Below are 20,833 nucleotides of genomic sequence, written 5' to 3'. Positions count from 1 at the left end.
ATGACATCGCTCACCAAAACAGTCGTCTGCCCATAGGATAGACGAAGAGGTGATACTATCATGAAGTTAGGCGATCTGGTGGTCCGCAATTCGTATGGCGGCGACGTGCTGTTCCGGGTCGAAGCGCTCCGCCAGGCCACAGCCGTACTCAAGGGTACGGACTATCGTCTGCTGGCGGACGCTCCGGTCGGTGATTTGTCTGTCGTCCCTCATCCCGACAAGGCCCCCGCGACGCAGCAGGTGCGGGTCAAGGTGTCGGCGACGATGCAGCGTATGGTCCAGGAGCAATTGCGGCAGCAGCAGACTCAGAGAAACGATGTCATCCAGCGCCACGGTCTTCAGCGGGACCAGGCGTTCTTCGAGGTGCCGGGCCGAGTGCTGCATCTCGATGGCGACGGCAATTACATGAAAAAAAGCATGCAGCTGTATGAGCAGATGCGTGTCCCGGCGCATGGCCTGTATGCCAATGAAGCGCAGATGCCGGAGATCCTGCAGCGGCTGCTTCCTCAGATCCGTCCGGACATCGTCGTCATCACCGGTCATGACGGCGTCCTCAAGCATCGTCCCAAGGAAGAGCTATATCAGCTCTCCAGCTACAAGAACTCCCAAAACTTCGTCAATGCGGTGCGTGTGGCGCGCGATTATGAGAAGAGCCGAGACGGTCTTATCGTCATCGCTGGCGCTTGCCAGTCCCACTTCGAAGCGTTACTTCAGGCAGGTTCCAACTTTGCCAGCTCGCCCGGGCGAATCCTCATCCATGCCCTCGACCCCGTCTACATCGCGATCAAAGCGAGCTATACGCCAATGCGGGAGACGATTAACCTGGCTGAAGTCATCCAGGGGACGATCAGCGGCGTAGACGGGGTGGGCGGCATCGAGACGCTTGGACGCCATCGTGTTGGCATGCCGAAGCCGCGTACGCCTTATACGCCAGGGATGTTTTAAAGACAAAAAGCCATTCTCCACAAATAGGCAAATCCCTCATTGACAAAAACTTTGCTTCACTGTTATAATATTTTGCTTCGTTTGACAAGCTCCCTCTTTTTGGTTATAATGTACAAGGAAAGAGGTGGTTGTGAACAATGGCTAAAAATTCGCTGTTGGAGATCAAACGAAGCCTGGAAGCCCATGTTGGATCCAAGATTAGTCTTCGAGCAAACGGTGGTCGCCGCAAGACCATTGAACGTACCGGTGTTCTGGAAGAAATCTACCCCTCTGTTTTCATCGTCAAGCTGGATCAAGACCAGCATGCGTTTAAGCGCGTCTCGTACAGCTATGCAGATATATTGACCGAGTCGGTCGAAGTCACGGTTCGCAATGACGACGGCGAGGTTCGGATTAACCACATTCAATAGACGAAGCACCCATTGCCCGGAGCGATCCGGGCGATTTCTTTTTTTGGCGCGATAATCTGGAGGCCGCAGGTCCATACTAGGGGGTGTCTGAATACTCCGAGGACAGCGGGTGTTCAGACACACCCTAAGGGCGGGGCAACCCGACAGCGACCGAGGAGGCGATCCGAGCATGAGCAGACGTAGACGGAGCATGATGTCTGAAGGCCTGAAAAATGAACTGGCCAAGGAGCTGGGCTTTTACGAGACGGTCCAGCGCGATGGCTGGGGCGGGATCACGGCCAAGGATGCCGGCAACATGGTGAAGCGCGCCATCCAGCTCGCCGAGCAGGCGGCTGCGAAGAAATTCTGAACCGCCGATTCATATGGATTCACTAAGCTAAACCGAAGCTTCCCGGCAGGAATGCTTTCGGTTTAGCTTTTCTTGTGTCCATTTGTTAATATAGAAGGAAGGTATGCAAACGACGATGAGCGGGTGACAAGGATGAAAGTATATGAGAAAGCGCCGGCAAAAATAAATCTCATGCTCGATGTGCTCCGCAAGCGGGAGGACGGCTACCATGAGGTCGAGATGATCATGACGATGGTCGATCTGGCAGATCGGCTTGAGATGGAGGAGCTCTCCAGGAATACGATCATCATCTCCAGCCAGGCGGGCTACATCCCGCTCGACGAGAAGAACCTCGCCTTCCAGGCGGCCAAGCTGATCAAGGAGCGCTACAAGGTGGACAAGGGGGTCTACATCCATCTCGACAAGAAGATCCCCGTAGCGGCCGGTCTGGCGGGCGGCAGCAGCGATGCCGCTGCGGCGCTGCGCGGACTCAATCGGCTCTGGGGTCTAGGGATCCCGCTGGACGAGCTTAGCCGTCTGGGGGCCGAGCTCGGCTCGGACGTGCCGTTCTGCGTGACGGGGGGCACGGCGATCGCCAGGGGGCGAGGCGAGGCGCTCGAGCACATCTCGCCCCCTCCGCAATGCTGGGTGATCCTCGCCAAGCCGCCGATCAACGTATCGACTGCGGATGTATACGGCCGATTCCGACTGTCCCAGGTGGACAAGCATCCTTCGACAGAAGCGATGGCGGCTGAGCTGGCTGCGGGTTCCTTCACAGGGATGTGCCAACAGCTGGGCAATGTGTTAGAAAGTGTTACATTGAAGCTATACCCGGAGGTTGAGCAGCTAAAAGAGAGCATGCGTAAGCTAGGCGCAGATGGCGTGCTGATGTCGGGCAGTGGACCGACGGTTTTCGGACTCGTATCGAGGGAATCGAAGGTAGCTCGCATCTATAATGGGCTGCGGGGCTTCTGTAAGGAAGTGTATGTGGTAAGAATGCTCACATGAAATTCACGTTTTCCTTGTAGAAACCCGTATAAAAATGTTATATTACCTATATAACATTCGGGTTTAGCGGGGGGAGACATCGTGAAGAAGTTGAAACGGAGTGCACGGCTGGTAGAGATGACGCAATATTTGTTGTCCCGCCCCCATACGCTCATATCGCTTACCGCATTTGCTGACCGCTATCAGTCTGCGAAATCATCGATAAGCGAAGATTTGGCGATCATCAAGGAAGTATTCGAAGAGGACGGACTAGGCCAGCTCAACACCTTGGCGGGAGCTGCGGGCGGTGTCAAATATATGCCCATGATGAACAAAAGCGTCTCGCTCGCTATTATCAAAAACATCTGCCGGGAGCTGGAGCAGCCAGAACGCGTGCTGCCGGGCGGCTACCTGTACATGACGGACATGCTCGGACAGCCCAATTTGATGAACGAGGTCGGACGGATGTTCGCGACGGCCTTTGCCCATCGGGAGATCGACGTCATCATGACCGTGGAGACCAAGGGCATCCCGCTCGCTTATGCGACGGCAACCTTCCTTAACCTGCCGGTCGTCATCGTGCGTCGGGACAACAAGGTGACCGAAGGCTCGGCGGTCAGCATCAACTATGTGTCGGGCTCCAACAAACGAATCCAGACGATGTCGCTGGCGCGCCGGGCGCTCAAGGAGCAGTCCCGCGTCCTGATTATCGACGACTTTATGAAAGCGGGCGGTACGATCCAGGGCATGATGGATCTGCTGTATGAGTTCAATGCCACCGTAGCAGGCGTCGGCGTCTTCGTCGAATCCGGCGAGGTCGACCGCGACGAGAGGCTGCTCGAGGATTACGTCTCGCTGGCCAAGCTGACGGCTGTCGATCTGAAGACCAAGCAGACCAGCGTCGCGCCAGGCAACTATTTCAAACCTGAGGAGGGTTAATGATGAGCAAACCAACTGTACCGACGCCGATCTCCACCGATCAGGCGCCGGCTGCGATCGGACCGTACGCACAGGCGGTCAAACTCGGCAATCTGCTGTTCACATCCGGCCAGATCCCGCTCGGACTGGACGGCGAGGTGGTCGTCGGCGGCGTAGAGGAACAGACGCATCAGGTGTTCGCCAACCTGAAGGCGGTGCTGGCCGAAGCCGGAGCGACATTCCAGGATGTGGCCAAAGCTACTGTCTTCATCAAGGACATGAATCAGTTCGCAGCTATCAATGCGATCTACGCCAGCTACTTTGGCGACCATAAACCGGCGAGGTCGACGGTAGAAGTGGCGCGGCTTCCCAAGGATGTGCTTGTCGAAATTGAACTGATCGCATCGATCGCTGTCGAATAAGCTCGAAAGTCCCTCAACTGGAAAAAATATTGTGTTTTTAGCCGTTATTTTTCCAGATAAAAGAAGGATTTTGCACTGACGTGTGGAATATTACACCAAGTCTTCTAACAGGCAAAGGTGGTGAACACAAAGTGCAGATTACCGATGTCAGACTCCGCCGCGTTAATTCCGAAGGAAGAATGAAGGCCATCGCTTCGATTACCATTGACAATGAATTTGTTGTTCATGACATTCGCGTCATTGACGGCAACAATGGCATGTTCGTCGCGATGCCGAGCAAGCGGACGCCGGATGGCGAATTTCGCGATATCGCTCACCCGATCTCTTCGACCACACGGGAGAAGATCCAGGCGGCCGTCCTCGCCGAATACGAGCGGGCGGCAACAGAAGAAGAAGTCGCGATTGAAGAAGGTGCATAATGGGTTAGGGTTACGAGGGAGAGCCTGATTCGGGCTCTCTTTTCTTTTGGTGTGGAATACGATATATTGATACAAGCAAAAACGACTTGGTCGTTCATTCAGTGGAAATGCGTGCTTCAGGTACGTAAAGGCGCTGCCGTCTGCGCTGCAACGAAAGTTTCTTTCGTTAGAGGTGGGAATGGCGCGCTGCCTAGGCTACAACGAAAGTTTCTTTCGCTAAAGGGAGGATTTGCGTCTCTGTCTGCGCTGTAACGAAAGTTTCTTTCGCTACAGGTGGGATTTCCGTCTCTGTCTCCGCTGCAACGAAAGTTTCTTTCGCTAGAGGTCGGCTTATGGTTATAAAATAAGTATATTATAAATTATCCGTCTGTCCTTAATGGCCGAAGAGGTGGGAATCGAATCTGCAGAAGCGAAGCATTCGCCATCGGAAGATCGATCCTGTAACCTTAAGCTTTTGTATGAGGACCAGTCTGGAATGTAGGAGGCTACTCTATTGAAGAAGATGGCGATCGTGCTTGCGGCAGGGCAAGGCAAGCGCATGAAATCAAAGCTGTATAAAGTCCTTCATCCCGTATGCGGCAAGCCGATGGTCGGACATGTGATGGACGTGGTGGAAGCGGCGGCGTGCGAGCGTACAGTCGTCATCGTCGGACATGGCGCAGAGGCCGTGCAGAGCTATCTGGGCGACCGCGCCGAGTATGCGCTTCAGGAGCAGCAGCTCGGCACCGGCCATGCGGTCCTGCAAGCGGCGCCGCTGCTCGGCTCGGAGGAGGGCACGACGATCATCATCTGCGGCGACACGCCGCTCGTCACGCCGGCTACCGTCCAGGCGATGCTGACGGTGCATGAGACCCATGGGGCGGCAGCGACCGTGCTGACGGCAGAGCTGGCCGATCCGACTGGCTACGGCCGCATCATCCGCGGCAGCGACGATCAACTCGAGCGCATCGTCGAGCAGAAGGACTGCACGCCCGAGGAGGGCGCGGTACGGGAGATCAATACGGGCACGTATTGCTTTGATAACAAGAAGCTGTTCGAGGCGCTGTCGCAAGTGACCAACGCGAACTCCCAGGGCGAGTACTATCTAACGGACGTTATCGGTATCCTGCAGCGTAGTGGCCAGTCTGTGCTGGCACACTGCACTGGCGACGAGGCGGAGGCGATCGGCGTCAATGACCGGATCGCGCTCGCCGAGGCGGAGCGCTATATGCGGGAGCGGATCATCCGAGGGCATCTGGTGGGCGGCGTCACGATCATCGATCCGGCCTCGACCTATATCGAGGCGGGAGTGACGATCGGGGCAGATACGGTCATCTACCCAGGCACGATCCTGCGCGGCGCGACGGCGATCGGCGAGGATAATGTGATCGGACCGCAGGCGGACCTGATCGATACGGTGACTGGCCGGGGCGTCAGCATCAAGCACTCGGTGACGGAGCAGGCCGAGATCGGCGATGTGACGTCTGTAGGCCCGTATGCCAATCTACGGCCAGGCAGCAAGCTCGGCAGCAACTGCAAGATCGGCGATTTCGTCGAGCTGAAGAATGCCGTGCTCGGCGACGGCAGCAAGGTCTCGCATCTGAGCTATGTGGGTGACGCCAAGGTCGGCAAGGACGTCAATATCGGCTGCGGCGCGATTACCGTCAATTATGACGGCTACAACAAGTCGATCACGGAGATCGGCGACGACGCCTTCGTCGGCAGCAACGTCAATCTGATCGCGCCGGTGCGGATCGGCGACGGCGCGTATGTCGTGGCGGGCTCGACGATCACGCAGGACGTGCCGGACAACGATCTGGCGATCGCTCGCGAGCGGCAGGTCAACAAGCCGGGTTACGCAGCCAAGATCCGCAGCCGCGCGCAGCTGAAGAAGGAGAAGAAGGATTCCCCTTCCTGAATTTTAAATGGGTTCGGTTTTCAGCACCGAGAAGATTGGAGGCAGGAGGAACTGAGAAGCGTAGCGTAGCTGTAAGCTACGTGAGCACCTCAGGGTTTCCGAAGGAAACCGGCATCGTAAGCATAGGCTTATATTGCTGCATTCAAGATTCGACGTCGAGTAACTTTCTTGGAGTAGTCTTCGTGATGGAAAGCGAAGTTATGATTAAAGACAGGGCGCCTTGGGTAATCATAGTAGGAGATCAGGTGTGAACCAAGGAGGTTTCCTAGATGAGTGTATCCCTGAAAGTAGAGAAGAGAGAAGCACAATCCAAGGGCAAACTGAATCAGCTCCGTCAAAGCGGGAAAGTCCCGGGCGTCGTCTATGGTCAAAAGATCGAGCAATCTTCGCCGATCGCCGTCGATGAAAAAGAGCTGCAGGCACTACTGAGATCCACCCCCAATGCCGTATTGGAAATTGATGTACCGACGGCTGGCAAGCAGCCGGTCATGATAACGGATATTCAACGGGATTCGCTCTCGAAAAAGCTGCTGCATGTCGATCTGCATCAGATCGATATGAACACGGAGGTTACGGCTTCGGTGCGTATCGAGGCCGAGGGCGAGGCGCCTGGCGTGAAAGAGGGCGGCGTGCTGCAGATGATCCTCCACGAGCTGGAGATCTCCTGTCTGCCGAACAAGATCCCGGAGTCGATCGCAATCGACATCTCCGAGCTGCAGATCGGCGAGAGTCTCTCGGTAGCTGCGCTGAAGCTGCCGGAGGGCGTCAGCACGACGCTCGATCCGGAGATGGTCATCGTCTCGGTGCTTGCGCCGCAGAAGGAAGCGCTGGACGAGGAAGCGGAAGAGGCGTCGTCGGAGCCTGCTGCAGAAGCAGACGCCGAGGCGGAGCAGGCCGAGGAGGGCGAGCAGGAGTAGTACGCCTCTCGTGTTCCCTGGCACAAGCAAAAGAGGATTATCTGGATCGTAGATTCGTCTACCTTCGAGGTAATCCTCTTTTGCGGTATGGTCAGCCATCGCACGTTTAGTACCCGGGGCGGGAGATAAAAGTGAATTGGGAGCGTCTGTAGAATACGTTGTTAACCTTGACATAATCCGGGCAGTAGTGTTCAATGAAGCCTATGTCGCTGTGCTCGCGGTCCAGGTAGATTTGGACGGGCACGGCATGACGGATATGGTCTTCAAAATGTTGGTTGTCATACAATTGTTGTCCGTTCGTGTAGACATTGTCTACCACCTTGTCGATCAGAGCATTACTCATCGATTGATCACCTCATATAGGTAGACAATTATCGAGCGCAAATCGTTGCATCCTACAAAAATATTCGTAATGGAATGAGGGGAGCTGCATGAAATGGATCGCTGGATTGGGAAATCCCGGCGTAAAATACGAAGACACCCGGCATAATGTCGGATTTATGGTCGTCGACGAGCTGGCCCGCCGCTGGAGCATCCCGGTGACGCAGAACAAATGCCGCGCCTTGCTCGGAGACGGGCGAGTCGGACAGCATAAGGTAGCGCTGCTCAAGCCGATGACCTATATGAATCTGTCGGGCGAGTCGGTGCGGTCCTTCCTCGACTATTACAAAGCCGAGCTAGGCGAGGGCATCATCGTCTACGATGATCTCGACACTGAGATCGGGCGCATCCGGCTCCGCTATCAGGGCAGCGCCGGCGGACACAACGGCATCAAGTCGATCATCGCCCATACCGGGACCCAGATCTTCAACCGCGTGCGGATGGGCATCTCGCGGCCCGAGCCCGGGATGAATATCGCCGATTACGTATTGTCGAGCTTTGCCAAGCGCGAGCGCGAGCCGCTCCAGGAGATGATCGACTATGCCTGCGATGCGATCGAGTATGCACTGGATCATCCCTTCGAATCAACGATGGGCAAGTTCAACCGGTAAGGTCTGCGCAGCTCCCAGAACGCGGGGGCCGGCGGCATGACGGCGGTTGGACGATCACATTACGCCTGAGATGCTCTGTCGCCGACACGCTTTATTTTGCGGGAAGCCTGTAGTTTTGCCGTTAATTGGGCATACTGAAGACATAACAGTTCTTCGGGAGGCATACAATGGCGGTACATTACATTTGTCGACACTGCAAGAGTGCGATTGGTTCTTTGGCTACATCGGAGATGATCTCGGAGGCCCGACTTGGCTTTCATTTCTTGACCCCTGAGGAGCGCAGCGATATAATAGCGTATAACCCTAATGGGGATGTGACAGTTACCGTCGTCTGCGATTATTGCAGCGAAGCGATCGATGCGAATCCCGAGTTGCTCCTGTTGACGAATCCGCTGCAGTAGCGCGGTTCATCGCGTACGTCAGGGGCGTAGCCTTAGCGCATAGCCGAGGCTTCTTTTTTGATTTATAACCCTTTATTTAGCGCATGATTCAATCCGCTTTTCGAAGCGGTTTATTTTTAGGGGATTTGGTGCGTTGTTGAAGAAATGAGGTGTTTGCCCCCCTATGAGAACAGTAATAGAGGCCTTTTCCAAGGACGAGGATTTTCAGACCGTGCTATCAGGCATCAATCGAGGCATGCGGGAGCAGATGATCTCCGGACTGGCGGGGTCCTCCCGACAGATACTGGCAGCGGCGCTGATGCAAGAGCTGCAGCGGCCGATGCTGATCGTCACACACAATATGTTCGCCGCGCAGAAGATCGCGGAGGACCTGCAGGAATGTCTCTCGCCGGAGCAGGTGATGCTCTATCCAGCCAATGAGCTCGTCGCCGCCGAGGCTGCGATCTCCAGCCCCGAGACGCTGGCCCAGCGGATCGATGTGCTGGTCCGATTGTCCGCCGGCTTCCGGGGCATTGTTGTCGTGCCCTTCTCCGGGGTCAGACGGTATCTGCCGACCAAGGAGACGATTGCCGAGGCGCGCATCCCGCTGGCGGTGGGCGAGTCGGTGCCGATGGAGACATTCCTCTCGCGTATGGTCGAGCTTGGCTATGAGCGGGTCGACCGCGTTGAGAGCAAGGGCGAGATGAGCGTGCGCGGCGGCATCGTCGACTTCTTCCCGCTGACGGAGCCGCATGCGTACCGGATCGAATGGTTCGATGACGAGATCGACTCGATCCGCACCTTTGACCCGGTCGATCAGCGCTCGATCGACAAGCTCCAGTCGTACACCGTGCCACTCTGCAAGGAAGTACTCGCGAGCGCCCAGCGGCAGACGATGGCGGCTCAGCATGCCTACGAGCTGATGGAAAAGCAGCTGGAGCGGATGACGGACCGGGCAGCCAAGGACCGGCTGCGGAGCGAACTGGGCGGCGAGATTGAGAAGCTGCGCGAGCAAGTATATTTCTCCGAAATCTATAAATATATCTCGCTGCTGTATCCGGAGCGGCAGACGATCATCGATTATATGCCAGAGGATACGCTGCTCCTGATGGATGAGCCGACCCGGCTGGTCGAGACGGCCAAGCAGCTCGAGCGCGACGAGGCCGAGTGGGCGACGCATCTGCTGCAGAACGGCAAATCGCTGCCAGGGTTCGTGCTGGCCCGCGACAGCGAGGAACTGCTCTACCAAAGGCCGTTCCAGACGCTCTTCCTGTCGCTGTTCCTGCGCCAGATCCCGCATACGCAGCCGCAGAACATCTTGAACTTCGTCTGTCGGGCGATGCAGAACTTCCACGGTCAGATGAACGTCCTCAAGGCCGAGATGGACCGTTGGAAAAAGGCGGGTGCAAACGTTATCATGCTGGCGGGCAACGCCGAGCGGATGGAACGGATGCGGCGGGTGCTCCAGGACTACAGCATCGAGCCGCCGACGATGGTCGAGGGCAACCTGCAGACTGGCTTTGAGCTGCCGTCTGTGCATCTGGTCATCATCACCGAAGGCGAGATGTTCTCGCAGAAGCAGCGCAAGGTGCGTCGTCTCGACAAGAAGATCGACAATGCCGAGCGGATCAAGAGCTATACCGAGCTGAAGGTCGGCGATTATGTCGTGCATCAGAATCACGGCATCGGCAAATATCTCGGCATCGGAACGCTGGAGATCGGCGGCATCCATAAGGACTACCTCCATATCATGTATGCGGCAGGCGACAAGCTGTCGGTGCCGATCGATCAGATCGACCTGATCCAGAAGTACGTCGGTTCCGAGGACAAGGAGCCGAAGGTCTACAAGCTGGGCGGCAGCGAATGGACGCGGGTCAAGAACAAGGTCAAGTCGTCGGTGAAGGATATCGCCGACGATCTGGTCAAGCTGTATGCCGAGCGGCAGGCGGCGGAGGGCTTCGGCTTCGGCGACGATACGCCGTATCAGCAGGAGTTCGAGGCGATGTTCCCGTATGACGAGACGAGGGACCAACTGCGTGCCATCGAGGAGATCAAAAAAGATATGCAGACGCAGCGGCCGATGGATCGGCTGCTATGCGGCGATGTCGGCTACGGCAAAACCGAGGTAGCGATCCGCGCCGCCTTCAAGGCAGCCATCGAGGGCAAGCAGGTGGCAGTGCTCGTACCGACGACGATCCTGGCGCAGCAGCACTACGAGACGTTCCGCGAACGGTTTTCGGGCTATCCATTTAACATCCAGGTGCTCAGCCGCTTCCGCTCGCGCAAGGAGCAGAACGAGACGATGAAGGGACTGAAGAGCGGCGCTGTCGATGTCGTCATCGGCACGCATCGGCTGCTCTCTCAGGATATCATCTTCAAGGATCTGGGCCTGCTGATCGTCGACGAGGAGCAGCGCTTCGGCGTCTCGCACAAGGAGAAGCTGAAGCGACTCAAGACCAATGTCGACGTGCTGACGCTGACGGCGACGCCGATCCCGCGCACGCTCCATATGTCGATGCTCGGCGTCCGCGACCTGTCGGTCATCGAGACGCCGCCGGAGAACCGCTTCCCGGTGCAGACCTATGTCGTCGAGTACAACCTCTCGCTCGTGCGAGAGGCGATCGAGCGCGAGCTGGCGCGCGGCGGCCAGATCTATTATCTGTACAACCGGGTGCAGGGCATCTACCAGATGGCGGAGCAGATCACCGCGCTCGTCCCGGATGCCCGGGTGGCGGTTGGTCACGGCCAGATGTCCGAGCAGGAGCTGGAGAAGACGATCCTCGACTTCCTCGACGGGGAGTCGGACGTGCTCGTCAGTACGAGCATCATCGAGACGGGCGTCGACATCCCCAATGTCAACACGCTGATCGTCCATGACGCCGACAAGATGGGCCTCTCGCAGCTGTATCAGCTGCGGGGCAGGGTCGGGCGCTCCAACCGGATTGCTTATGCTTACTTCACCTATCAACGAGACAAAGTGTTGACCGAGGTGGCGGAAAAGCGGCTGCAGTCGATCAAGGAATTCACGGAGCTCGGCTCCGGCTTCAAGATTGCGATGCGCGACCTGTCGATCCGTGGCGCGGGCAACCTGCTCGGCGCGGAGCAACATGGCTTCATCGCGTCGGTAGGCTTCGACCTGTACTCGCAGATGCTCGCCGACGAGATCGCCCAGCGCAAGGCCGAGCTGTACGGCGATCAAGCCAAGGCGGAGAAGGAGATCAACACGCAAATCGATCTCAGCATGGACGCCTATCTGCCGTCTGACTACATCTATGACAGCATCCAGAAGATCGAGATCTACAAGAAGGTGGCTTCGGCCCGCTCGGTCGAGGAGACGGAGGATCTGCGCGATGAGCTGGTCGATCGGTTCGGCGATCTGCCCGATGCGGTGCACAATCTGCTCGCCGTGGCCAGGCTCAAGGTGTATGGCGCGGCATATGGCATCGAGGCGATCAGCAAGCGGGGCGAAGAGATTACGCTGCGCTTCGAGGAGCAGGCGAGCGCCGGCATCGACCGCAAGATCATCGATATGCTCTGCCTCCAGTTCGAGAACCGCTTTAAGCGCGTGACGCCGCAGGAGAACCATCTGGTCGTCCAACTGCGCGGCCAGGGATTGTCGGACGAGGAAAAATTGGCGTTGCTAGAGCGCTTTCTGCTACAATGTAAAGAGGCAGTCAAATCGAAAGGGGAACTACAGGATGTTGCACAATAAACGCAGATCGGCGTGGCGCCGCTCGCTGTTGCTCGTGCTGGCGGCGATGCTCGTCATGACGATCGCGGCCGCTTGCGGAGCAAAGAAGGACAATGAGCCTGGCGGCGGCACAGAAGGCGGCAAGCCCGACAGCGGCAAAGCCGTAGCCACGTATAAAGACGGTACAGTGACAGAGAGCGAGTTCGAAAAGTACAAGACGTTCTTCGTCTTGATGAACCCGCAGGCAGAGATGTTCCTCAGCATCCCGCAGTACCAGGAGCAATTCCTGCAAGAGTATATCGGCTACAAGGTGCTGTTCAGCCGGATGTCCGACGAGAGCAAGAAGGCGGCGGATACCGACACGGAGGAGTTCCGGACACAACTGCAGACCGCTTATGACGACACAGAAGAGCTGCGTACCCGGATGGAGAGCAGCGGCTTGACAGTGGACGAGGCTGTCGACTACTTCCGTCTGATCATGTCGGTGATGAAGGACGCGGAGTCCAAGGTGACCGATGCCGATGTCAAAGCGGTCTATGACGAGAATCCCGCTGCGCTCCAGAAGGCAAGCGTGCGTCACGTGCTCGTCTCGATCCAGGAGGCGGCCGAAGGACAAGAGGCGCGTACCGAGGAGCAGGCGCTCGAGCGTGCCAACGAAGTGAAAAGCAAGCTCGATGCAGGCGGCGACTGGGAGGCGCTGGCGGCGGAATACTCCGACGATCCGGGGTCCAAGGATAAGGGCGGTCTCTATGACAACGCCGATGTGAGCCAATGGGTCGAGGAGTTCAAAAACGCGGCTCTGACGCAAGAGGTAGGCGTGATCGGCGAGCCGGTCAAGACCAGCTTCGGCTACCATGTCATCCTGGTCGAGAAACGCGATGAAGTCACCTTCGAGACGCTGACGGACGAGCAGAAGGAGCAACTGCGTCAGGGAGCGGCCAGCAAGGTGCTCAATGACTTCATGCAGACCGAACTGCCGGAGCTGATCGAGAAAATCGATCTGCCGCAGCCAGAAGCTACCGAGCCGCCAGCAACTGAGGGCGGTGCGGAGAATGGCGCGCAAAACGGCGGTGCAGGCACAGACGGCGCCGACGACGCGCCGGCTGACGATACTCCGGCTAACGAAGAAAAAGCGCCTGCGGCGCAATAAGTAGAAGCAAGAAGCCCAAACGGGGCCGCTTCGGCAGAGTGATCTGCTGAGGCGGCCCTCTTTTTTGTGCCGTGGGCAGCGTGTGGCGTCTAAGGGAAGAAAGGTGCGCTGGAGCGCCGGGATGTCCAGTGTGCTTGGCGAGCTCGGCATACCGCATGGGGAGTCAAAGAGGCAAAACGCACTTAGTCGACATATAATAATGTGATGTATTTGTTAGATATAGGAGAGGTATTCGATCAAACTATCTTGAGAAATGAAAGAAACAATCAAAAAATAGCCATTTCCAACAATTTTAAATCAATCCCAAAATTTATATGTCAATTATATTGACATCAACCCGAAACGCGAACTATAATAACAATCACGAACGATACATACATAAAAAAACAGATTCGTTCGGATATAGGAGAACAAACCAAAATTGGGGAGTGGGAGAATGAAACGGAAGCTTGCGAGGAATGTAGCCTTAGTAACAGTAGCTCTAAGTGTGGTGCTGGCGGGATGCGGCAACAATGCTGCCTCGAACAAACCGGCCTCATCATCGACCAATACCGGCGCCAACACGTCAACCAGCGGCGCGGGCGGCGCTAGCGACGGAGACGGGATCAAGGTGGGCATCCTGCACTCGCTCAGCGGCACGATGTCCATCAGCGAGGTGTCGGTCAAGGACGCCGAGATGATGGCGATCGAGGAGATCAACGCAAGCGGCGGCGTGCTCGGCAAGCAGCTCGTGCCAATCGTCGAGGATGGCGCCTCCGACTGGCCGACCTTCGCAGAGAAAGCGCGCAAGCTGATCTCCGAGGACGGCGTAGCTACCGTATTCGGCGGCTGGACCTCCTCGAGCCGCAAGGCGATGCTGCCCGTGTTCGAGGAGCTGAACGGACTGCTCTGGTACCCTGTGCAATACGAAGGCCTGGAATCCTCCCCTAACATCTTCTATACCGGCGCTACGACGAATCAACAGATTGTCCCGGCTGTAAGCTGGCTGCTCGAGAATCGCGGCACGAAGTTTTTCTTGCTCGGCTCCGACTACGTCTTCCCGCAGACGGCCAACAAGATCATCAAGGAGCAACTGAAGGCCGAGGGCGGCGAGCTGGTAGGCGAGGAGTATACGCCGCTCGGACATACCGACTACAGCACGCTGATCGCCAAGATCCAGCAGGCGAAGCCGGAGGTCATCTTCAACACACTTAACGGGGATAGCAACGTCGCCTTCTTCAAGCAGCTGAAGGACGCTGGCATCACCGCTGCCGACATGACGGTGCTGTCCGTATCGGTCGCCGAGGAAGAGATCCGCGGCATCGGCGTCGATGTGCTCGAGGGCCATCTGGCGGCGTGGAACTACTATCAGACGACGGATACGCCGGAGAACAAGGCATTCGTCGACAACTACAAGGCGGCCTACGGCGCGGATCGCGTCACCGCCGACCCGATCGAGGCAGGCTACGACGCCGTCTACCTGTGGGCGGCTGCCGTCGAGAAGGCAGGCACGACCGACGTCGATGCGGTCAAGGAAGCGGCCAAGGGACTGGAGTGGGACGCTCCGGGCGGCAAGGTGACGATCGACGGCGACAATCAGCACATCTACAAGACAGTGCGCATCGGCGAGGTCCAGGCGGACGGCCAGTTCAAGGAGCTGTGGAACTCTGGCGAGCCGGTGAAGCCCGATCCGTATCTTGAAACCTACGAATGGGCCGCAAGCCTGAGCTCTTCCAAATAACATAACCGCGCAATCGATACAGATCGGCTTGGGGGAAGTATTCGAGGCACCTGACGAATGCTTCCCTTCTTGCTCGGGAAGGGCGGCGGCAGCCGCTGCGACCGGCTGTGACTTGGTTGGTTAGCGCCGGACATGAGGTGACGGGATGGAAATAACGATCATTCAATTGTTCAACGGGGTGAGCATGGGCTCGATCCTGCTCCTGATCGCGCTAGGGCTGGCGATCACCTTCGGTCTGATGAATGTCATCAATATGGCGCATGGCGAGCTGATCATGATCGGCGCCTATGCGACCTACATTACGCAAAATCTGTTTATCGATTATATGCCAGCCTCGATGTTCAACTGGTACTTCGTCCTGTCGATCCCGGTCAGCTTCCTGGTCGCCTTCGTCATCGGCTGGCTCCTCGAAGCTGGGCTGATCCGCTTCCTGTATGGCCGTCCGCTCGACAGCCTGCTGGCGACCTGGGGGATCGCGCTCATGCTGCAGCAGCTCGCCCGGACGATCTTCGGCGCGCCAAACGTCGCGGTGAAGAGCCCGACCTGGCTGGATGGCGGCTATCGTCTCATGGATGGCGTCGTACTCCCATACAAGCGGCTGTTTATCATCGGCCTCGTCATCGTGACGCTGGTCGCGATGTTCCTGTACATCTACCGCAGCCATGCCGGACGCCGGATGCGGGCCGTCATGCAGAACCGCGATATGGCCGCTTGTCTGGGCATCTCGACGCGCCGCGTCGATGCGATGACCTTCGCGATCGGCTCCGGCGTCGCCGGCATCGCCGGCTGCGCGCTGACGCTGATGGGGCCGATCGGCCCGTCGCTCGGCACCTACTATATCGTCGATGCGTTTATGGTCGTCGTCCTGGGCGGCGTCGGCAAGCTGCTCGGCACGATCGTCGGCGCCTTCGGGATCGGCGTCACAGGTACGATGTTCGAATTTTGGACCAACGCTTCGCTTGGCAAAGTGCTCGTCTTCCTCTGCATCGTCGCATTCCTGCAGTGGAAGCCGAAGGGGCTTGTCGCCATGAAGACTAGATCGCTGGATTGACCCAGCGGACCCAAGGAGGCGAATCTGCATGCCCTTACGACAACTAACGCCGCAAAAAATATATCTTCTTCTCGCTTATGCCGTCGCTGCGACCGCGCTGTTCTGCGCGCCGATGGTGCTGAGCGACTTCCGGCTTAATCTGCTGGCCAAGTTTCTCGCCTTTGCCATCGTCGCGCTTGGCCTCGACCTGATCTGGGGCTACACCGGCATCCTCAGTCTCGGGCACGGCGTCTTCTTCGGACTCGGCGCGTACGCGATGGGGATGTACCTGAAGCTGGAGGCGAGCGGCGGCAGACTGCCGGACTTCATGGACTGGAGCGGGCTGTCGGCGCTGCCCTGGTTCTGGAAGCCGTTCGCGAGCTTCCCCTTCGCCTTGGCGATGGGTATCCTGATCCCGGCGCTGCTCGCCCTCATCCTCGGCTTCTTCACCTTCCGCAATCGGATACGGGGCGTCTACTTCACGATCCTGACGCAGGCGCTCGTCATCATCACGGTGACGCTGTTCATCGGCCAGCAGAAGTTCACGGGCGGTACCAACGGACTGACCGGCTTCACGACGATCCTCGGCCACTCGATCGGCTCGCCCGATACGAAGCGGATGCTCTACTGGATCACCGCCATCGTCCTGATCGCCGCCTTCGTGCTCTGCCGTTTTCTCGTCAAGAGCCGGTTCGGCAAGGTGCTGCGAGCGATTCGCGACGGCGAGAACCGGGCTCGCTTCATCGGCTACAACCCGGCCGTCTACCAGATGATCGCCTTTGCGATCTCAGCTGCTCTGGCCGGTATCGCCGGCATGCTGTTCGTCCTGCATGTCGGCATCATCTCCCCCTCGACGATGGCGATCGTGCCGTCGATCGAGATGGTGCTCTGGGTCGCCATCGGCGGCCGCGGCACATTGATCGGGGCGGCGCTTGGCGCGATCCTGCTCAACTATGCCAAGAGCGCATTTAGCGAGAGCTATCCCGATGCTTGGTTGTTTTTTCTGGGCGCGTTGTTTGTCATCGTCGTCGTGTTCTTGCCCAAGGGCGCAGTAGGTCTGTTCCGCAAGTGGAAGATACCCAAGAGGAGGCGAACCGAACATGAGCAGCAAGTCGGTCATTCTGCAGTGTGAGGCGGTAACGGTCGAGTTCGACGGATTCAAGGCGGTGCAAGGGATGCACCTGGCGCTGGAGCGGGGGGAGCTGCGGTTCCTGATCGGCCCCAACGGGGCCGGCAAGACGACGATCCTGGACGTCATCTGCGGCAAGGTGAAGCCGTCCTCGGGCAAGGTGCTGTTCTCCGGGGGCGTCGATATTACCCGTAAAAAGGAGCATCAGATCGCCGAGCTCGGCATCGGACGCAAATTCCAGACGCCGTCGATCTTCCCGAGCTTGACCGTGTTCGAGAATCTGGAGATCGCCATGAAGCAAAACCGCGGCGTCTTCGCGACGCTGCGGGCCAGGATGCAGAGCGAGGACGAGGACCGCATCCATCGCCAGCTCGTCATGATCGGTCTCGAGGACAAGGCGCAGTGGCGGGCAGGCGGCCTCTCGCATGGCGAGAAGCAGTGGCTGGAGATAGGCATGATGCTGCTCCAGGAGCCGGAGATCCTGCTGCTCGACGAGCCAGTGGCGGGGATGACGGACAAGGAGACGGATAAGACGGGCGAGCTGCTGCACGAGATCGCGCGGCAGCAGTCGATCGTCGTCGTCGAGCATGATATGGAGTTCGTCCGTAACTTCGCCAGCAAGGTGACGGTCATGCATGAGGGCAAGCTGCTCAAAGAAGGCACGATGGATGAGGTGCAGGGCGACGATCGGGTGGCGGAAGTGTATCTTGGCAAGAAGAGGCGGGATGTCGATGTTAGCCGTTCAACAGCTTGAGGCAGGGTATGGCGAGAGCGTCATCCTGCGCGATGTGTCGCTGAAGGTGGAGAAGGGGCAGGTCGTCTGTCTGCTGGGCCGTAACGGGGTCGGCAAGACGACGTTGATGAGGAGCATCATGGGGCTGCTGAAGGCGCGTCGGGGCATCGTCTCTTATGAGAAGGATAACTTGACCAAGGCGGCGCCCGGCGTGCGAGCCAAGCGCGGCATCGGCTACGTGCCGCAGGGCCGCGAGATTTTCCCGCAGCTCACCGTGTACGAGAATGTGCTGCTCGGGCTGGAGGCGAGCCGGGAGAAGACGCGCGAGATCCCGGCCTCGGCGATCGAGAAGTTTCCGGTGCTGCCGACGATGTATGAGCGGCGCGGCGGCGACCTGAGCGGCGGGCAGCAGCAGCAGCTCGCTTTTGCCCGGGCGCTGGCGTCCAAGCCGGAGGTGCTGCTGCTCGACGAGCCGTGCGAGGGCATCCAGCCGTCGATCGTCGAGGATATCCGCGACGTCATCCGCTCCATCAAGGCAGAGGGGACGACAGCGATCCTGCTCGTCGAGCAGAGTCTGGAGTTCGTCCAGAGCGTCGGCGATTACTTCTACATCTTGGAGAAGGGAGCGATCGCCTGGGAAGGCGGCCTCGAGGCGCTCTCGGATGAGGTGATCCGCACGTATTTGACGGTATAGCAGATATATGCGGGCAAGCGTGGCCGGGGCAGCAGCCCTGGCCTTTTTGGCATCCCGGCGTTGTCCAGATAGACGTTGCGCATCGAAGCGAGAGGTAGTGTAGCGGGTGGCGTCGTGGCGATTGCAAATCATACGCTCGAACTCGCTCCAAAACTGTCGCAAACCTTGCCTGGCGGGGATGTATAAGATATTGGGAAGGGATGAATACTATGGTCAGATTCGAAATAGCACAACAACCACCTGTATAACTAGCTTTGCCGAATCATGAACGAGCGATGCGACTTCGTCGGCGGGCTCTAATCTGTCACAGAAAGTGGGGCAACATGAATCATGAAAGCAACCGGAATAGTTCGCCGAATCGATGATCTTGGACGTGTGGTGATCCCCAAGGAAATTCGTCGCACCTTGCGTATTCGCGAAGGCGACCCGCTGGAGATTTTTGTCGACCGTGACGGAGAGGTTATTTTGAAAAAATATTCGCCGATTGGCGAGCTTGGCGATTTTGCCAAGGAGTATGCGGATTCCCTCTTCGAGAGTACGAATCATATCACGATGATTACTGACCGCGATACGGTCATCGCGCTGGCCGGAGCATCCAAAAAGGAATATCTGGACAAGCAGGTAGGCCAACTGCTGGAGAGCTGTATGGAAAATCGCAAGACGATCGCCGAGGTCGATGGCGGCAGCTTTGAGTTGATCAAGGATATCAGCGAGCAATACAGCTCGCTCGTAATCGCGCCGATCATCTCCAGCGGCGACCCGATCGGCACCGTCGTCCTTGTGAGCAAGGACGAGCAGGTCAAGATGGGCAACATGGAGACGAAAATGACCGAGACGGCTGCGGGATTCCTGGCCAAGCAAATGGAGCAATAATCGGATGGACTGACAACAAAGCGCAAGTCAACCCTCAGCCGAAGCAACGGATGGCGAGGGTTTTTTTTGATTCCTTAAGCGAAGTAATGCTTTGAAACTCTTAGTAATACAAAATAATACTAAGTGATATAAAGTAGTGCCATATTGCTTCCCGGGGAAAAATGTAGTACGTTGGACGAATCGGAGATCCGGATGAACGCATGGCAACCGTATGGCATGCACAGGTCGAAGCAGGAGGGGGCAGAGCCTGAACGATGAGAACGAAGGAGGGCAAGCGATCCCTAGCGGCGGAAGGCCGTGAGCTGCGCGGACAGTCGCGCTCGCAGAGCTGGCTGCACGGCGCGCTGTGGCTGAGCGCGGCAGCGCTCCTCAGCAAAGCGATAGGGACGCTGCAGAAAATCCCGCTGCAAAACCTGGCCGGAGACCGGGTATTCGGCATCTATAATGCGGTCTACCCATTCTATCAATTGCTGTTGTTCCTCGCGACGGCAGGGATCCCTGTCGCGGTATCGCTACTCGTCGCCGAGCGGCGCGGCGCCGGCGATCTGGCAGGGATGCGTGGTGCGCTGCGCGTCGGCATGCTCCTGCTCGGCGTGTGCGGCCTGGCTGGCGGTATACTCATGTGGGCGGGGGCGGGTATCGCTGCGGGCTGGATCGGCGATGGCGCAGCGGCGGGCGCGATCCGCGCCGCTGCGCCGGCGCTCTGCGTCGTGCCGATGATGGCGGCATTGAGGGGTTACTTCCAAGGAATGCAGCAGATGCGGCCGTCCGCCATCTCGCAGGTGGTGGAGCAGACGGTGCGCGTCGCGACGATGCTCCTGCTCCTTTATGTCGGCCTGGCCTGGGGCTGGTCGGAGGATCGGCTGGCTACGGGGGCGTTGATCGGGTCGGCTGCGGGCGGTGCGGCCGGGTTGCTGACGATGCTGCTGTTCTGGCGGCGCGCTGCGCGGGAGCAGCCGGCGTTGCGGCGCGACCGGGCAGACTCGGGAGAGAGCGCCGGACTGCTGCGCCGGATGCTGGCGCTGGCTGTGCCTGTCGCGCTCGGCTCGATCGCGCTGCCGGTCGCAGGGATCGTCGATGCCTTCACGATCCCGCGTCTCTTGCAGAGCGGAGACATGGTGGCCGCGCAAGCGATGGGGCTGTTCGGGCAGTACAGCCGCGCGCAGCCCCTCGTTCAGCTGGTCGTCATGGTGGCGGG

At 58.2% G+C, this 20,833-nt stretch carries 21 protein-coding genes; 20 read left to right on the top strand and 1 reads right to left on the bottom strand.

Annotation, left to right across the window (positions count from 1 at the left end):
• Nucleotides 1-60 precede the first annotated feature (60 nt).
• The 9 genes from yabG to PA598K_RS33975 all read left to right on the top strand — a co-directional run bounded on the left by yabG (nucleotide 61) and on the right by PA598K_RS33975 (nucleotide 7,243).
• On the top strand, nucleotides 61-945 hold the full coding sequence (gene yabG, locus PA598K_RS34015; protein WP_128661170.1) for a sporulation peptidase YabG: 885 nt from the start codon (nucleotides 61-63) through the stop codon (nucleotides 943-945).
• 137 nt (nucleotides 946-1,082) lie between these two features.
• The gene (veg, locus tag PA598K_RS34010) at nucleotides 1,083-1,355 is read left to right on the top strand and encodes a biofilm formation stimulator Veg (protein ID WP_020620819.1); all 273 of its coding nucleotides are present in this window, start codon (nucleotides 1,083-1,085) and stop codon (nucleotides 1,353-1,355) included.
• 169 nt (nucleotides 1,356-1,524) lie between these two features.
• On the top strand, nucleotides 1,525-1,704 hold the full coding sequence (locus tag PA598K_RS34005; protein ID WP_128661169.1) for a small, acid-soluble spore protein, alpha/beta type: 180 nt from the start codon (nucleotides 1,525-1,527) through the stop codon (nucleotides 1,702-1,704).
• A 132-nt stretch (nucleotides 1,705-1,836) separates the two neighbouring features.
• Nucleotides 1,837-2,691: a 4-(cytidine 5'-diphospho)-2-C-methyl-D-erythritol kinase gene (ispE, locus tag PA598K_RS34000; RefSeq protein WP_128661168.1), complete on the top strand. Its 855-nt coding sequence runs from the start codon at nucleotides 1,837-1,839 to the stop codon at nucleotides 2,689-2,691.
• Nucleotides 2,692-2,772: 81 nt separating this feature from the next.
• Entirely contained in the window at nucleotides 2,773-3,609 is an 837-nt protein-coding gene (purR, locus tag PA598K_RS33995; RefSeq protein WP_128661167.1) for a pur operon repressor, read from the top strand.
• Between the two features lie 2 nt (nucleotides 3,610-3,611).
• Nucleotides 3,612-4,010, top strand: a complete 399-nt coding sequence (locus tag PA598K_RS33990; protein WP_128661166.1) for a Rid family detoxifying hydrolase — start codon at nucleotides 3,612-3,614, stop codon at nucleotides 4,008-4,010.
• 131 nt (nucleotides 4,011-4,141) lie between these two features.
• Complete coding sequence (gene spoVG / locus PA598K_RS33985) at nucleotides 4,142-4,429, top strand: septation regulator SpoVG (RefSeq protein ID WP_020620824.1); 288 nt, start codon at nucleotides 4,142-4,144, stop codon at nucleotides 4,427-4,429.
• A gap of 493 nt (nucleotides 4,430-4,922) precedes the next feature.
• The gene (gene glmU, locus PA598K_RS33980) at nucleotides 4,923-6,326 is read left to right on the top strand and encodes a bifunctional UDP-N-acetylglucosamine diphosphorylase/glucosamine-1-phosphate N-acetyltransferase GlmU (protein ID WP_128661165.1); all 1,404 of its coding nucleotides are present in this window, start codon (nucleotides 4,923-4,925) and stop codon (nucleotides 6,324-6,326) included.
• Nucleotides 6,327-6,595: 269 nt separating this feature from the next.
• Nucleotides 6,596-7,243 (top strand): 50S ribosomal protein L25/general stress protein Ctc, encoded by a 648-nt coding sequence (locus PA598K_RS33975; protein WP_128661164.1) that lies wholly within the window; start codon nucleotides 6,596-6,598, stop codon nucleotides 7,241-7,243.
• 106 nt (nucleotides 7,244-7,349) lie between these two features.
• On the opposite strand, the gene PA598K_RS33970 is transcribed toward PA598K_RS33975, so the two are convergent.
• Nucleotides 7,350-7,586 (bottom strand): hypothetical protein, encoded by a 237-nt coding sequence (locus PA598K_RS33970; RefSeq protein ID WP_128661163.1) that lies wholly within the window; start codon nucleotides 7,584-7,586, stop codon nucleotides 7,350-7,352.
• An 88-nt stretch (nucleotides 7,587-7,674) separates the two neighbouring features.
• Between PA598K_RS33970 and pth the strand changes: the two genes are divergently transcribed.
• The 11 genes from pth to PA598K_RS36820 form a co-directional block, all read left to right on the top strand.
• Complete coding sequence (gene pth, locus PA598K_RS33965; protein ID WP_128661162.1) at nucleotides 7,675-8,235, top strand: aminoacyl-tRNA hydrolase; 561 nt, start codon at nucleotides 7,675-7,677, stop codon at nucleotides 8,233-8,235.
• Between the two features lie 167 nt (nucleotides 8,236-8,402).
• Nucleotides 8,403-8,636 carry an anti-sigma-F factor Fin family protein gene (locus PA598K_RS33960; RefSeq protein ID WP_128661161.1) on the top strand — a complete coding sequence of 78 codons (234 nt, stop codon included), beginning with the start codon at nucleotides 8,403-8,405 and terminating at the stop codon, nucleotides 8,634-8,636.
• Between the two features lie 163 nt (nucleotides 8,637-8,799).
• Nucleotides 8,800-12,327: a transcription-repair coupling factor gene (gene mfd, locus PA598K_RS33955; RefSeq protein ID WP_128661160.1), complete on the top strand. Its 3,528-nt coding sequence runs from the start codon at nucleotides 8,800-8,802 to the stop codon at nucleotides 12,325-12,327.
• Nucleotides 12,314-13,456: a peptidylprolyl isomerase gene (locus tag PA598K_RS33950; protein WP_128661159.1), complete on the top strand. Its 1,143-nt coding sequence runs from the start codon at nucleotides 12,314-12,316 to the stop codon at nucleotides 13,454-13,456. The genes mfd and PA598K_RS33950 overlap by 14 nt, the downstream gene beginning before the upstream one ends.
• Nucleotides 13,457-13,892: 436 nt before the next feature.
• Nucleotides 13,893-15,176 (top strand): urea ABC transporter substrate-binding protein, encoded by a 1,284-nt coding sequence (gene urtA, locus PA598K_RS33945; RefSeq protein ID WP_128661158.1) that lies wholly within the window; start codon nucleotides 13,893-13,895, stop codon nucleotides 15,174-15,176.
• Between the two features lie 145 nt (nucleotides 15,177-15,321).
• The gene (urtB, locus tag PA598K_RS33940) at nucleotides 15,322-16,227 is read left to right on the top strand and encodes an urea ABC transporter permease subunit UrtB (protein ID WP_128661157.1); all 906 of its coding nucleotides are present in this window, start codon (nucleotides 15,322-15,324) and stop codon (nucleotides 16,225-16,227) included.
• A gap of 28 nt (nucleotides 16,228-16,255) precedes the next feature.
• The gene (gene urtC, locus PA598K_RS33935) at nucleotides 16,256-17,338 is read left to right on the top strand and encodes an urea ABC transporter permease subunit UrtC (RefSeq protein WP_128661156.1); all 1,083 of its coding nucleotides are present in this window, start codon (nucleotides 16,256-16,258) and stop codon (nucleotides 17,336-17,338) included.
• Nucleotides 17,307-18,089, top strand: coding sequence for an urea ABC transporter ATP-binding protein UrtD (urtD, locus tag PA598K_RS33930; RefSeq protein ID WP_128661155.1), 783 nt, complete (start codon nucleotides 17,307-17,309; stop codon nucleotides 18,087-18,089). Before urtC ends, urtD begins: the two co-directional genes overlap by 32 nt.
• The gene (gene urtE, locus PA598K_RS33925; RefSeq protein ID WP_128661154.1) at nucleotides 18,067-18,762 is read left to right on the top strand and encodes an urea ABC transporter ATP-binding subunit UrtE; all 696 of its coding nucleotides are present in this window, start codon (nucleotides 18,067-18,069) and stop codon (nucleotides 18,760-18,762) included. Before urtD ends, urtE begins: the two co-directional genes overlap by 23 nt.
• Before the next feature lie 330 nt (nucleotides 18,763-19,092).
• Nucleotides 19,093-19,635, top strand: coding sequence for a stage V sporulation protein T (gene spoVT, locus PA598K_RS33920; RefSeq protein WP_128661153.1), 543 nt, complete (start codon nucleotides 19,093-19,095; stop codon nucleotides 19,633-19,635).
• A 254-nt stretch (nucleotides 19,636-19,889) separates the two neighbouring features.
• On the top strand, nucleotides 19,890-20,833 hold a 944-nt coding region (locus PA598K_RS36820; RefSeq protein WP_185602398.1), incomplete at its 3' end, for an oligosaccharide flippase family protein.

It is taken from the genome of Paenibacillus sp. 598K (assembly GCF_003851045.1).
Lineage (GTDB): Bacteria > Bacillota > Bacilli > Paenibacillales > Paenibacillaceae > Paenibacillus_D.
This window is presented reverse-complemented; position numbering and strand designations above follow the sequence as displayed.